Here is a 13,024-nt window from a genome sequence, read left to right as displayed (position 1 = left end):
TCACTCCTGAGACGGTGTGGGTTTCGCGGTGGGCTGCAGGGTCGGCGGCACGGACGAGCTCTGCACATCGCCGGCCGACTCGGAGCCCTCTTGGCTCGGCGATGGCGATGCGCTGGGCGACAGACTCGGCGACACGCTCGGCGACGGGGAAACGCTCGGCGACGGCGACTCGTCGGGCGTCGGGGACGGGCTCGCCGACGTGGACGCGCTCGGGGAGTGACTGTGCCGACGCGACGGGCTCGCGCTGGCGCTCGGCCTGGCCGTCGACGAGGCACGAGTCCGGCTCGAGGAGGGCTTCTTCGAAGGGGTGGCAGATGCGGCAGCAGGTGTCTTCGTCGCCGTCGGGGACGCGCTGGCAGTCGGGGCGGTCGTGTACTCGGCCCTGCTCAGATCCACGACCGTCGGCTTGCCGTTGAGCCACGGGATCGGATCGGTGAACTGCCCGTCGACGATGACCTCGAAGTGGAGATGGCAGCCCGTCGAGTATCCGGTGGACCCGACGAGCCCGATCCCGTCGAGCACGTCGACCTTCTGTCCGACGGCGACCCCGATCGCCGAGAGGTGGTTGTATGTCGTCACCACACGGTGGCCGGAGATCATCCCGTGGTCGATCTTCACCTGCACCCCGTTGCCGCCGGCCCACCCCGTGAACACGACCGTGCCGGCGCGGGCCGCGCCGACGGGGGTGCCGCAGGCGGCGGCCCAGTCCTGTCCGGTGTGCAGCTTCCAGTAGCCCAGCACCGGGTGGAGCCGCATCCCGAACGGCGACGTCGCCCTCCCCACGACCGGCTTGGTGAGCAGCCGGTCGGCGTCGACGTGCCTCAGGTCGGCGACCCTGGTGGTGGCGATCGTGGCAGGGGCGGTCGGCAGGGGTACGACCGACGGGGTGCCGTCGGGCTGCGCGACCTCCGGCGTCGCGGCGCTGAACGGATCGAAGGCGGGGGTGGACGGAGCAGGCGCGCTGGGCAGGCCAGGCGTCTCGGACAGGTCCTGCGACACCAGCGCGGGTCGGCTGACCGACGGTGCGGGAACGGCCGTCACCGCGACGTGAGGATCGCCCCCCGACAGAGCCATCGCCGACACCAGCGCGCAGGCCCCGACCACCGACCCGACGGCCACCAGCCTCCCCACCCAGGCGCCGCCCCGGCGGGTGCGTGGGGCCGCATGACGCCCGCCACCGGACGCAGCACCGTCGAGGTCGAACACCTCGCTGGTGTCCGATCCGTGTCGCGGCTGGGACGTCGGCTTCATCGTCTCGTGGATCGTCAGGTGGTCTCGAAATCGACGGTCAGGTGCGCGGAGACCTCGACATCAGCCGGATCGAGGTCGATCTGAGGCGCTGACCCCCCACGTTGCATCGGGGCGGACATCGCCCTGGCGAACATCGGCGCGCCGTCGTCGCGGATACTCGTCGGCTCGATCCTGCGGTAACCGGCAGCCGCTGCGATCCACCCGGCGCGCTGCCGCGCGTCGCGGAACGCCTCGCCGATGACCTCGGGCTGCTGCTGGGCGATGGTCTCCTCGGTCAGCTGCCAGTCGAGCCCGACGACGCGGATCCCTCGCGTGGCGGCCAGCTCGCCCAGCAACGGGCCGACGGCGGACAGGTCGTCGAGGCGGACGGATCCGCGCACCTCGGCTGAGTGCTGTGGGGTGCCCGGGTTTCCCTGGGAATCGGTGCCCGCCCCCGCCCAGGTCCGCAGAGACGTGAGCTTGAGGTCACGGCCACGACAGTCGGCGATCGCCTCCTGGAGGCGGGCGCGCATCGCGTCCGTCGTCCTCACCGTCTCCGCGACGACCTCGTCGCGCCGCGGCCCCGTGAAGCCCGTCGTCAGCGTGACGACGACGCACTCCGCCGGGAGCCTGAGCTGGCTGACCCCCGTCACCGTGATCCTCATGATGCCGAGTCTAGGCAGCAATCGCGGCCTGCGGGAGTGGTCCCGACGAACCGTGCAGACGCGCTGGGCGAAACGGGCATCGGCGTTGCGGAGGCGCGTGAAAGGCTGTTCACATGATCATTCCCGACGACAAGGACTGGACCTGGGTTCTGGAGAAGAGCTGCGCGGACTGCGGCTTCGACCCTCAGGCCGTGGCATTCAGGACGATCTCGACGACGGCCCGGTCCGTCACCGAGGAGTTCGCGGAACTGCTGGGCGACGCGACGCACGAGGAGCTCACGGCCCGCCCGGACGACGCGACCTGGTCGCCGCTGGAGTACGCGGCCCACGTCCGCGACGTCTGCCGGATCATGCTGGCGCGCCTCAACCTGATGCTGGTCCTCGACGACCCCGACTTCGCGAACTGGGACCAGGACATCACGGCCGAGTCGCAGCACTACCGCGACCAGGACCCCGACGAGGTCGCCGACGAGCTGGTGGCGGCCGGCGACGCGATGGCCACGGCTTTGGCTCTGGTGCGTGACGAGCAGCTCGGCCGCTCCGGCAGGCGGTCCAACGGGTCGCGGTTCACCGTCGAGACGCTGGCGCAGTACTACCTGCACGACCTCGTGCACCACGCCCACGACGTGGGCCTGTCGGCCGCCTAGCCGTAGGTGTCGCGGGGCCCCCTGCCCTGCACGGCGCGCGGGCCCTTCTTCCAGCTCGGCGCCCGGGGGCCGCGGAACTCGACGCGCAGCACCGTCTGCTCCCCGAGCGCCCGGTTCAGCTGGGCGACGAGCTGCGATGCGGCATACCGCATCGCGGTTGCCCACGAGGTCGAGTCGCAGTCGACGATGAGCACGCCGTTCTCGTAGAAGACGGGCTTCGAGTGCTCCGCGTTGGACTCCCCCACCAGGTCCGGCCAGCGGCGCAGCACGGTGGACAGCGAGATGCGTTTCTTCCAGCCGCGCTCCCGGACCACCTGGTCCAGGACGTTGCCGATCAGCTGAGGATCACGGTCATCCGGGTGCGCCCCGGACCTCTGCTGCTCGACGGGACGTGCCGGTCGACGGGGAGTGCGAGGCTTCGCAGGCTCGGGCAGCACCACACCGTACTCCGCGGCCTCCACCGCGGCGCGGGCAATCTCCGAGGCCAGCTCAAGGCCCGTCGGATCGTGCTGCTCACTCACACGCCGAGCGTACCTCCACCCGTCCGCACCCAGACTCGGGCGAGCCCATCCACCCGGTGAACTACGCATCCCACAAGGCATTACACCGATAGGGTGACCGTCGACAGTTGAGCCGTCCACCAGATCGGTGGGCCCATGAGAGGAACCCATGCCCCCCTTCGGTTCTGGAGGAGCCCTTCCCGTCATCGCCATCTCCGCCGTCATCGGCCTCATCGGCGGAGCAGGCGGCGCCTTCGCGGTCCAGTCGCTCGGCGACTCGGCTGTCCAGGCCGGCAGCCCGGTGCACGGCTGCCTGGACGCGGCCGCCGGCACGCTCTCGCTGCAGTCCGGGACTGACTGTGCCGACGGCCAGGTCGCCGTCGTGTGGCAGACCCGTGACGCGAAGGACGGCGAGGCCGGGGCGGACGGCGCAGACGGTGCAGACGGCCAGGACGGCGCGACAGGCGTCGACGGCGCGGATGGGGAGGCCGGGGCCACAGGAGCGACGGGTGCAGCCGGAGCCACCGGGGCCACGGGCGCGACCGGGGCTACCGGCGATGCTGGCAGCGCCGGCGCGACGGGCGCTCAGGGCAAGACCGGGACTACCGGAGCAGCCGGATCGGACGGCGTGGACGGATCGGACGGCGCCGACGGGTCGACCGGTGCAACGGGGGCACAGGGAGCCACCGGGGCAACCGGAGCCACCGGAGCCACGGGCGCCAAGGGTGACGCGGGTTCGACCGGGGCTACCGGCGCGGCCGCGTGGTCGACGGTGTCCGACTGGGATGCCACCACCCCCTACACGTCGGGGCCGCCGGCTTCACTGGTGCGCTACGCGGGCGGAACCTGGGTCGCCGCCCAGGCCTCCGTCGGTTCCACGCCGACTGTCGGCGGAGCCGACTGGGTGCTCATCACCGCGATCGGGCCGCAGGGCCCACAGGGCATCCAAGGTGTCCAGGGTGAGAAGGGCGACACCGGCGCAACCGGAGCAGCCGGACCTGCCGGTGAGGCGGGTGCAACCGGAGCGACGGGCGCAACCGGAGCGGCTGGAGCGACGGGCGCTACCGGGGCCACCGGCCCAGCGGGTGCGACCGGAGCCGCCGGCGCAACCGGGGCTGCAGGAGTCAACGGCGCCGATGGCGCGACCCCCTGGCTCTATGAGGGCGCCTACAGCTCGACCGCCACCTACACCGGCGACCTCCCAGCGTCGGTGGTCACCCACCAGGGCAGCACCTACATCGCGGTCAAGGGCGGAACCTTCTCCGACATCCCCGTCACCGACAGCTCCGCCTGGTCCGTCCTCGCCGCAGCCGGAGCCACCGGCGAGACCGGCCCCCAGGGGGCGACCGGAGCAGTGGGGCCACGGGGCGCACAGGGCCCGAAGGGAGACTCGGTCCTGCCCGCCGACTGGGGAACCGGCGGCAACGCTGCCGCGGGCAGAGGGGATGATTGCACCATGGGCACCATCAGTCTGACCGCCGGTTCAGTCGGCGTCGGTACTCCAGCGAGGGGCCAGATCCTCGCCATTGCTCAGAACCAGGCGCTGTTCGCGCTCATCGGAACGACGTACGGCGGCGATGGCAGGACCACCTTCGCGCTGCCCGACCTCAGGAACGCAGCGCCCTACGGCCATACCTACCTGATCTGCACGATGGGCATCTTTCCCAGCCAGTCCTGAGCAGTAGTGTCATGAAGGCCCGATCCGCCGCCCGGCGGGTCGGGCCTCTGGCGTTCAGGCGACGGTGCCGGCCGACACGATGAAGCGGTGCTCGGCCGGGAACTCGGGCACGTCGGCGCCCACCGCGGCGGTGATCAGCACCTGCTCCGCATCCTCGATCGCGTGCGCCAGCCGCTCGCGGCGCGACGCGTCCAGCTCGGCGAACACATCGTCCAGGACGAGCACGGGCTCGACGCCGTCGTCGCGCACCAGCGTGAATCCCCCGAGCCGGAGCGCCAGCGCCAGCGACCAGCTCTCACCGTGCGACGCGTACCCCTTGGCGGGCAGGTCGCCGATCGACAGCTCCACGTCGTCGCGTTGCGGGCCGACGAGCGTCACGCCGCGGCGGATCTCCTCGGCCCTGGCGCGTTCCATCGCCTCGAGGAGGCGGCGCTCCAGCTCCGCGCGCACGTCGCTCGTCTCCGATACTCCCCCGAGATCGAGCACGGTCTTGTAGACGGCGTCGATCCGGTTGTTGATGGGGGCGATGGTCTCGTAGGCGCGCTGGGCGTGCGGAAGTACGTCTGCCAGCGTGTCGAGGCGGGCGTGCAGGAGCTCGGCCCCGATGGCCGCGAGCTGCTCGTTCCAGACCCCGAGCGTGAGTTCCTCGTCGCCCGCGGCCGGGCGCAGGGAGCGGCCGGACATGGACTTGAGCAGGGCGTTTCTCTGCTTCAGGACCCGGTCGAGGTCCTGGCGGACGCCGGCCATCCGGGGCCAGCGGGTCACGACGAGCGAGTCGAGCCAGCCCCGTCGGTCAGACGGGTCGCCCCGCACGATCCCCAGGTCCATCGGCGAGAACACGACGGTGCGCAGCGCGCCGATCAGGTCACGTGGCCGGGAGAGGGGGGCCCTGTTGAGGCGGGCGACGTTCGAGCGTCCCGTGGTGATCTCCAACTCCAACGTGACGACACGGTCGTCGTCGCGGCCCGCCTGGACCTTGGCCCGCACGATGGCGGACTCGGCGCCGGATCTGATGAGCGGGACCGTCGCGGCGACCCGGTGCGACGACATGGTCGACAGGTACTCGACGGCCTCGACCAGGTTCGTCTTGCCCTGGCCGTTGGACCCCACAAACACCGTCACCCCGCTGGAGAGTTCCAGCGAGGCGGTGGCGTAGTTGCGGAAGTCGGTGAGCTGCAGCTCGGTGACGAACACCGATCAGTTCGGCAGGCGCATCAGCATGATCACGTGGCGGTAGTCGACCAGCGGGTCGCCGTCGATACTCGCCAGGCCCATGATCAGGCAGGGCTTGCCGGGCAGGGTGAAGGAGAAGTGCGCGAACGGCGCGTCGAGGGCGGTGAGCGCGTCGAGCAGATAGTGCGGGTTGAAGCCCGCGTCCGTGATGCTCTGCTCGTCGCCGACGATCTCGACCTCGGCCTCGAGGGCCTCGGATGCCTGGGCCTGGTCGCCTGTGGCGGCCTCGAGGGTGATGTGGTCCTCGTTGATGCGCATGCGCAGCGGCGTATTCCGTTCGGCGACCAGCGCGACACGCTTGACCGCGGCGAGCAGGTCAGCGGTGCTGACGCGCACGGAGACCGAGGCCTGCACGTCCATCAGGTGGCGGACCTTCGGGAAGGCCTGGGACAGGAGGCGGGTCGTGGCCTCGCGGGAGCCCTTCGCGCCCTCGCCGATGAAGCCGGCCAGTCCCTCGCCCTCGGCCTGCGTCGTCGACAGCGAGATCGTCACGTTCTCACCGGAGGTCATCGACTTGGCCGTGTCCGCGAGCACCTTGCCGGGCACCAGCACGTTGCCCTCGACGCCGGGCGTCGACGGGTTCCAGGTCAGCTCCTTGAGCGCCATGCGGTAGCGGTCGGTGGCCAGCAGGGAAAGGTTCTCGCCGTTGATCTCCAGCTTCACGCCGGTGAAGACGTTCAGCAGCTCGTCGCGGCCCGCGGCGACGAACACCTGCGCGACGGCCTTCTCGAAGTCGGCGGAGGCGACGGTGCCGGTCTGGGTCGGCATGTCGGGGAGCGTCGGATACTCGTCGACGGGCAGCGTCTGCAGCGTGAACCGCGCCTGGCCACACGTGAGTTCGACCTTGGAGTGGTCCGCGACCATGTCGACGGGCTTGTTCGGCAACGACCGCGCGATCTCGTTGAGCAGCCGGCCGGACACCAGCACGGTGCCCTCGTCGTGCACGGTGGCCGGCATCGTGACCTTCGCCGACGTCGTCGAGTCGAAGCTGCTCAGCGTCAGGCCGTCACCGTCGGCCTCCAGCAGCATGCCCGCCAGGATCGGGGCCGTCGGGCGGCTGGGGAGGCTGCGGGCCACCCATGCCACTGCATCGGCCAACGCATCGCGGTCAACTCGGATCTTCACGAAGGTCCCCTTTGAGTCTGTCGAAAGGTTCGAGGCGGACACGAATATCCCAGCCTCACGGACGATCATAGCCAAGGACCGCCGCCCGCGCCGTCGACGAAGCTGCGTGGCGGGCTTCAGTCGACGGCTATCGACTCAAGGACGTTCATCCGCGCCGCCCTGCGGGCCGGGCCGAGGGCTGCGAGGACGCCGACGACGGCCGCCGCGACGACGAAAACCACGAGCTCGAGCCAGGGGATGCTCAGGATGTCGATGCCACGGTCGGCCAGCAGCGTCACCAGCGAGACGCCGAACACCAGCCCGAGCACGACGCCCAGCACCGCGCCAAGGGTCGCGACGATGACAGACTCCAGCGTCACCATGCGCCTGAGCTGCCCCCTGGTGAGCCCGACGGCTCGCAGCAGGCCGAGCTCGCGGGTGCGCTCCATCACGGACAGGCCCAGCGTGTTGACGATGCCGAGCACGGAGATGATGACGGCCAGCGCGAGCAGCGCGTAGACGACGGCGAACAGCTGGGCGAACTGGTCGATCCTGGCCTGCGTGTACTCGGCGACGTCCGACACGGCGACGGTCGGCAGGTCCGCGACCGCCGACTGCAACTCGTCCTGCACGGCCGAACGATCGGCGCCGGCGTCGGCGAAGACGACGATGTGGGTGACCAGCGAGTCGTCTTCGAGGGCGGCGAACGTGTCGGGCGCGACGATGATCTCGCCCAGCGCGGGGCGGGTTCCGCCGTCGTGGAAGCCGGTGATCAGGACCTGGGCCGAGCCCTTCGCGCCGGCCAGGTCGATGACTTGGCCGATGGTGAGTCCATGGTCGGTCGCGTAGTCGGAGTCCACGAGCGCCGGCGCGACGCCTCCCTCGGCGTCGAGGGACCCGACCACCACGTCGAGGCTTGTGCCGTCGACGATGGCCTCGCGGCTCGCACCGCCGAGGGTGACCTGGGCGTCGTCGCCGCCGACCCGCACCGCACCGCGCCGGTAGCCATAGGCCTTCTCGACCCCGTCCAGGCCCTTGACCGTGTCGAGCACCCGCGCATCGAACGGCTCGTAGGCAACGGGAGCGATGATGAAGTCGCCTCGCTGGTCCTCGGTCAGACGCCGCTCGAGCGAGGTGGTGGTGCTGGCGGCGAGGATCGCGACGGCGCTGACCAGCGCGACTCCGATCATGAGCGTCGCCGCGGTCGCCGCCGTCCGGCGCGGCTGCCGCACGGCGTTGAGCTGGGCGAGCCGGCCAACCTCTCCGAAGGTCGCCCGGAACAGCCCCCCGAGTAGCCACACGACGGGGCGGCCGACGGCGGCAGCGGACATCACGACGCCCACCAGCAGCCCTGCCACGCCGAGCCCCAGCCACACCAGTGGCTGCGGCACCGGCAGCAGCGTGGCGCAGACGATGGCCGCCGCGCCGAGCTCGATCAGGGCGATGCCCACGTACTGCGGGCCGCCCAGCCTCTCCGGACCCGACTGCGAGGAGGCGGCCATGGCCTCCACCGGCCGCGTGGCGGAGGCGCGGTGCGCGGGGATGAGCGCTGCCACCAGGGTGACGGCGACGCCGACCGCGTACGACGCGACGACGGCCTGCCAGGTCAGCCCGGGCACGGTTGCTCCGAGGTCGATGCCGAGGCCGCGCATCACTGCCAGGATCCCCCACGCCAGCCCGTACCCGACGGCCAGGCCGAGCGTCGCGGCGGCGAGCCCGACGATAAGGGCCTCAGCAAGGACGGAATTGCGGACCTGACGGCGGGTGGCGCCGACCGCGCGCAACAGGGCCAGCTCGCGGGCACGCTGGGCGACGAGGATCTGGAACGTGTTGAGGATCAGCAGGGTCGCGACCAGCAGAGAGATGCCGGCGAAGACGAGCAGGAAGATGTTCACGAAACCGAGCCCCACGTCGAGCTGGTCCTGCGTCTCGTCGGCCAGCTGGGACCCGGTCTGCACCTCGAAACCTGCCCCGACAAGCGGCTCGATCTCCTGGGCCACCGCGGTGGGGTCCGCGTCCGGAGACGTCTCGATCCAGACTCCCGTGTAGCCGGCCTGACCGTCGAGCACGATATCCCGCGCCTCGGCGAGCGTGAAGAACAGGTAGCTGGCCCCGGCCGTCGCCCCGGCGCCGTACGTGCCGGTGCCGACCAGCGTGTAGCTCCGGATCCCGTCGAACGGCGTCGCGACCGAGACCTCGTCGCCCAGGGAGTACCCGCCCCGCTCGGCGCTGGAGGGGTCGAGGACCACCTCGTCATCCGACTCGGGCGCCCTCCCGTCGACGATGGACGGCCCCGTCTGCCCACCCGCGGCCGGCGTGTCGTGCCAGTTGGACGCGATGCCGGGAGCGCCCGTGAACGAGATCAGGTTCCCATCGGCGTCGAGCGGGTAGACCGTGTAGCCGGTCACGAGGCCCGTGGCGCGCTCCACGCCGTCCAGGTGCGCGATGTCGCCGACTGTGAGCTCGTCGATCAGCGCAGGCTGTTCGCCGCCGGCCGCGATGGACGATCCCTCCGCGACGACGTTGACGTCGCCGACGGTGCCCGTCAGGAGCTCGTCGGCGCTGTGGCGGAGCAGTGCCGTGAACAGGAGCGACCCTGCGACGAAGGCCACGCCCAGCACGATGGACAGGGCGCTGAGCAGCAACCGGACCTTGCGGGCCCACAGGGACTTCAGTGAGGTGCGCAGCATGTCAGTCCAGCAGCGCGCGGCGGGCGATGGACCGCTCGAGCGTCGACTCGACGTCGCCCTCGTCGTCGCTCATGCCCCGGTGTGCCGGCGCCGCTCCCCCGTCCCGGTAGATCCCGGGGGCGGCGCTCGCCTCCTGTGACGCCTCGCTCCGCCTGTCCCCCGGTTCGTTGAGCCTGTCGAAACGCCCTGAGCCCGTCGAAGGGTCAGACCCCACCCCAGCCCCCTGGCGCGGGTAGATCCGCGACATGGCGCCGAGCAGGTCATCCTGCGACGCGCCGCGGACCTCGTCGATGATGCGGCCGTCGGACAGGAACACGACGCGGTCGGCATAGCTGGCAGCGTGCGCGTCGTGCGTGACCATCACCACGGTCTGGCCGAACTCGTCGACGCTGCGTCGCAGGAACCCGAGGACCTCAGCGGCTGAGGTGGAGTCGAGATTGCCGGTGGGCTCGTCAGCAAAGACGATGTCCGGCCGGTTCATCAGCGCCCTGGCGCAGGCGACGCGCTGCTGCTGGCCACCGGAGAGTTCCGAGGGCTTGTGCGAGAGCCGGTCCCGGATGCCCAGGACGTCGACGAGGCGGTCGAACCACTCCTCGTCGGCCTTCCGACCGGCGATCGAGAGCGGCAGCACGACGTTCTCCCGCGCCGTCAGCGTCGGAACCAGGTTGAAGGCCTGGAAGACGAAACCGATGCGCTCGCGGCGCAGCACGGTCAGCGGTGTGTCTGCCAGCGACGACACGGCAGTGTCCCCGATCCAGACCTCCCCCTCGGTCGGCGTGTCGAGGGCGGCCATCAGGTGCATCAGGGTGGACTTGCCTGACCCGGACGGGCCCATGATCGCGGTGAACTCCCCCGCGACGATGTCGAAGTCGACATGGTCGAGCGCGGTGACGGTCGCCGAGCCCGAGCCATAGGTCCGGGTGAGGCCGGCTGCTCGTGCTGCGAGGTTCATCCGGCAAAGGCTAGCAGCGGAACTTCAGCGCTCAGGAGCGCGTCGATCCAGCCGCGGGCAGGGCCGTCAGGCAGCGTTCTCATCCGGCTGGTGGACGCCGAAGACGTTGCCCTCGGTGTCGAGAAAGTAGCCCTGCCAGGCCATCCCGGGCAGCGCTGCCTTCGGCAGGGCGACGCTCCCCCCGGCCGCGAGCACCTTCTCGGCCGTCGCGTCGAAGTCGTCGGTGCCCATCGTCAGCACCGCTCCGTTGACCGAGCCGTTGGGCTCGACGCCGTCGTGACGGAGCATCAGGGCTCCGTTGATGCCGGCCTCCTCCTCCTGGCCGGCGATGGCGCCGAAGTAGGGCTGACCCGCGTAGTCGGTGTAGTCCTCGTACGTCCAACCGAAGACCGTCGCGTAGAACTCCTTGGCCCGATCCATGTCGTCGACATGGATCTCAAAATGGATGGGCTTGGGCATGGGATCCTCCTGGGGTGGGCTGCAGACAGCCTGTCATGCAGCCCGTCCAGGGCGAGGATCTCCACAGAGGTGACTTTGAGTTCCTTCTCGTTAGTTACATAACAGCATTACTAGTAGGGGCTGTGGAGGCTGTGGATAATCGGCGAAAGAGCTTGTCAGCTCGTCAAAGAGGCTGTTGGCGGGCTGTGGACAGCTCGGTAATTACACGGGGAGGATTTGTGGACTACTTCGAGGCCGGAAGTTATCCACAGCCCGGTCCCCAGCTGTGGGCCACAGGTTGCCCCCAGTCTCTGTGGATAACTTTCACCCCTGTTCCCTGAGCTCGTCGAAGGGCGCCGAGCGCAGCGAGGCGGAGGCCCGGGTTGGGACCCTTCGCTGCGCTCAGGGCGTTTCGACGGGGCCTGTGCTGAGCTTGTCGAAGTGCTTGTGCTGAGCTTGTCGAAGTGCTCAACGACCCGGAGACGCAGAAAGGCCGCGGGGACTAGCCCGCGGCCTGTGGACAGTTGACGTCTACGACTGCTTGATCTGGTTGGTGAGCTCGGTGACCTGGGTGTACAGGTCCCGGTCCTCGCGCATCTTGTCGCCGATCTTGCGGACGTTGTGGAGCACCGTCGAGTGGTCGCGCCCGCCGAACCTCGCGCCGATCTTGGGCAGCGACAGGTCCGTGAGCTCACGGCAGAGGTACATCGCGATCTGCCTGGCCGACGCGATGGGGCCGACGCGGCTCGACCCGGTGAGGTCGTCCAGCGAGATCCCGAAGTAGCGGGCGGTGGCATCCATGATGGTCTGCGCGTCGGCGGGCGCCGCGTCCTCCGGCATGAGGTCATTGAGAACCCCCTCTGCGAGCGGCAGGGTCATCTCCTGCTGGTTGAGGCTCGCCAGGGCGGCCACGCGGGTCAGCGCGCCCTCCAACTCTCGGATGTTCGTCGGGATCCGCGACGCGATGAGCTCGAGCACCTCGCTGCCGGCAGTCAGGCGCTGTGAGGCAGCCTTCTTCCGGAGAATCGCGATGCGCGTCTCGAGGTCCGGCGGCTGGATGTCGGTCATCAGGCCCCACTCGAACCGCGAGCGGAGCCGGGGCTCGAGTGCCTCGAGCAGCTTCGGCGGACGGTCGGACGTCATCACGATCTGCTTCTGAGCGTTGTGCAGCGTGTTGAACGTGTGGAAGAACTCCTCCTGCGTCTGGATCTTCGACTCCAGGAACTGGATGTCGTCGACCAGCAGGACATCGACGTCGCGGTAGGAGCTTCGGAACTCGGCCGTCCGGTTCGACGAGATCGCGTTGATGAAGTCGTTCGTGAGCTCCTCCGTGGAGACGTACTTCACGCGCAACTGCTCGAAGTAGCTGCTGACGTAGTGACCGATGGCGTGGAGCAGGTGCGTCTTGCCCAGACCGGAGGGTCCGTAGATCATCAGGGGGTTGTAGGACTTGCCTGGAGTCTCGGCGACCGCGGCGGCCGCGGCGTGCGCGAAGCGGTTCGAGGAACCCGCGACGAAGGACTCGAACGTGTAGCGCGGATTCAGCCGCAGCTCCTGGGGGCGCGACCGGGGCAGCATGGGCTGCGGAGCCAGCTCCTCGGGTTCAGCCGGGGCCTTGGTCTCCTCCAGAAGAACCTGGTCGGGTTCGATCATCACGGCGAGCCGGGTCGGTTGTCCACAAGCCGTGGACAGGCGCGTCTCGATCTGTCCGCGGAGCTTCGTCTCGATGCGTTCGCGCGTCATCTCGTCGGCGACAGCCAGCATCAGAGTGCTGCCGTGCATGCTCAGCGGCTGCGTTCGGCGTAGCCAGGCGCGAGACGAGATGTCTGAAGCGTCGATGACTTCCTGCCAGAGCACTGCCAGGTCCGGCATCGGTGATGCGCTCAC

The 13,024-nt window shown here is 69.9% G+C and carries 11 protein-coding genes; 2 read left to right on the top strand and 9 right to left on the bottom strand.

Annotated features, from left to right (window positions below; translation table 11 throughout):
* A complete protein-coding gene (locus KDB89_RS00055) occupies positions 1–1,251 on the bottom strand; it encodes a M23 family metallopeptidase (RefSeq protein ID WP_219082258.1) in 1,251 nt (416 codons plus the stop codon).
* Positions 1,252–1,265: 14 nt separating this feature from the next.
* On the bottom strand, positions 1,266–1,895 hold the full coding sequence (locus KDB89_RS00050) for an SIMPL domain-containing protein (protein ID WP_219082257.1): 630 nt from the start codon (positions 1,893–1,895) through the stop codon (positions 1,266–1,268).
* Positions 1,896–2,008: 113 nt separating this feature from the next.
* On the opposite strand from KDB89_RS00050, the gene KDB89_RS00045 reads away from it, so the two are divergent.
* Positions 2,009–2,542, top strand: coding sequence for a DinB family protein (locus tag KDB89_RS00045; protein ID WP_219082255.1), 534 nt, complete (start codon positions 2,009–2,011; stop codon positions 2,540–2,542).
* Here the strand turns inward: KDB89_RS00045 and KDB89_RS00040 are convergent.
* Complete coding sequence (locus tag KDB89_RS00040) at positions 2,539–3,063, bottom strand: DciA family protein (RefSeq protein WP_255556024.1); 525 nt, start codon at positions 3,061–3,063, stop codon at positions 2,539–2,541. The two genes, KDB89_RS00045 and KDB89_RS00040, sit on opposite strands and share 4 nt — an antisense overlap.
* 148 nt (positions 3,064–3,211) lie before the next feature.
* On the opposite strand from KDB89_RS00040, the gene KDB89_RS00035 reads away from it, so the two are divergent.
* Positions 3,212–4,720 carry a phage tail protein gene (locus tag KDB89_RS00035; protein WP_219082251.1) on the top strand — a complete coding sequence of 503 codons (1,509 nt, stop codon included), beginning with the start codon at positions 3,212–3,214 and terminating at the stop codon, positions 4,718–4,720.
* A gap of 54 nt (positions 4,721–4,774) precedes the next feature.
* Here the strand turns inward: KDB89_RS00035 and recF are convergent, their stop codons facing one another.
* The 6 genes from recF to dnaA all read right to left on the bottom strand — a co-directional run bounded on the left by recF (position 4,775) and on the right by dnaA (position 13,009).
* Positions 4,775–5,914 (bottom strand): DNA replication/repair protein RecF, encoded by a 1,140-nt coding sequence (recF, locus tag KDB89_RS00030; RefSeq protein WP_219082249.1) that lies wholly within the window; start codon positions 5,912–5,914, stop codon positions 4,775–4,777.
* A 3-nt stretch (positions 5,915–5,917) separates the two neighbouring features.
* The gene (dnaN, locus tag KDB89_RS00025; RefSeq protein WP_219082247.1) at positions 5,918–7,078 is read right to left on the bottom strand and encodes a DNA polymerase III subunit beta; all 1,161 of its coding nucleotides are present in this window, start codon (positions 7,076–7,078) and stop codon (positions 5,918–5,920) included.
* Positions 7,079–7,194: 116 nt separating this feature from the next.
* Positions 7,195–9,747, bottom strand: a complete 2,553-nt coding sequence (locus KDB89_RS00020; RefSeq protein ID WP_219082245.1) for an ABC transporter permease — start codon at positions 9,745–9,747, stop codon at positions 7,195–7,197.
* Between the two features lies 1 nt (position 9,748).
* Positions 9,749–10,699, bottom strand: coding sequence for an ABC transporter ATP-binding protein (locus KDB89_RS00015; RefSeq protein WP_219082244.1), 951 nt, complete (start codon positions 10,697–10,699; stop codon positions 9,749–9,751).
* Between the two features lie 66 nt (positions 10,700–10,765).
* On the bottom strand, positions 10,766–11,158 hold the full coding sequence (locus tag KDB89_RS00010) for a VOC family protein (protein WP_219082242.1): 393 nt from the start codon (positions 11,156–11,158) through the stop codon (positions 10,766–10,768).
* A gap of 510 nt (positions 11,159–11,668) precedes the next feature.
* The gene (gene dnaA / locus KDB89_RS00005) at positions 11,669–13,009 is read right to left on the bottom strand and encodes a chromosomal replication initiator protein DnaA (RefSeq protein ID WP_219084348.1); all 1,341 of its coding nucleotides are present in this window, start codon (positions 13,007–13,009) and stop codon (positions 11,669–11,671) included.
* Positions 13,010–13,024: the final 15 nt, after the last annotated feature.

Source organism: Tessaracoccus palaemonis (genome assembly GCF_019316905.1).
GTDB lineage: Bacteria > Actinomycetota > Actinomycetes > Propionibacteriales > Propionibacteriaceae > Arachnia > Arachnia palaemonis.
This window is presented reverse-complemented; position numbering and strand designations above follow the sequence as displayed.

Excerpts from the sequence above, each read along its gene's own strand:
- KDB89_RS00055 (WP_219082258.1), bottom strand. The coding sequence starts at position 1,251 with ATGAAGCCGACGTCCCAGCCGCGACACGGATCGGACACCAGCGAGGTG.
- KDB89_RS00050 (WP_219082257.1), bottom strand. The coding sequence starts at position 1,895 with ATGAGGATCACGGTGACGGGGGTCAGCCAGCTCAGGCTCCCGGCGGAG.
- KDB89_RS00045 (WP_219082255.1), top strand. The coding sequence starts at position 2,009 with ATGATCATTCCCGACGACAAGGACTGGACCTGGGTTCTGGAGAAGAGC.
- KDB89_RS00035 (WP_219082251.1), top strand. The coding sequence starts at position 3,212 with ATGCCCCCCTTCGGTTCTGGAGGAGCCCTTCCCGTCATCGCCATCTCC.
- KDB89_RS00020 (WP_219082245.1), bottom strand. The coding sequence starts at position 9,747 with ATGCTGCGCACCTCACTGAAGTCCCTGTGGGCCCGCAAGGTCCGGTTG.
- KDB89_RS00015 (WP_219082244.1), bottom strand. The coding sequence starts at position 10,699 with ATGAACCTCGCAGCACGAGCAGCCGGCCTCACCCGGACCTATGGCTCG.
- KDB89_RS00010 (WP_219082242.1), bottom strand. The coding sequence starts at position 11,158 with ATGCCCAAGCCCATCCATTTTGAGATCCATGTCGACGACATGGATCGG.
- dnaA (WP_219084348.1), bottom strand. The coding sequence starts at position 13,009 with ATGCCGGACCTGGCAGTGCTCTGGCAGGAAGTCATCGACGCTTCAGAC.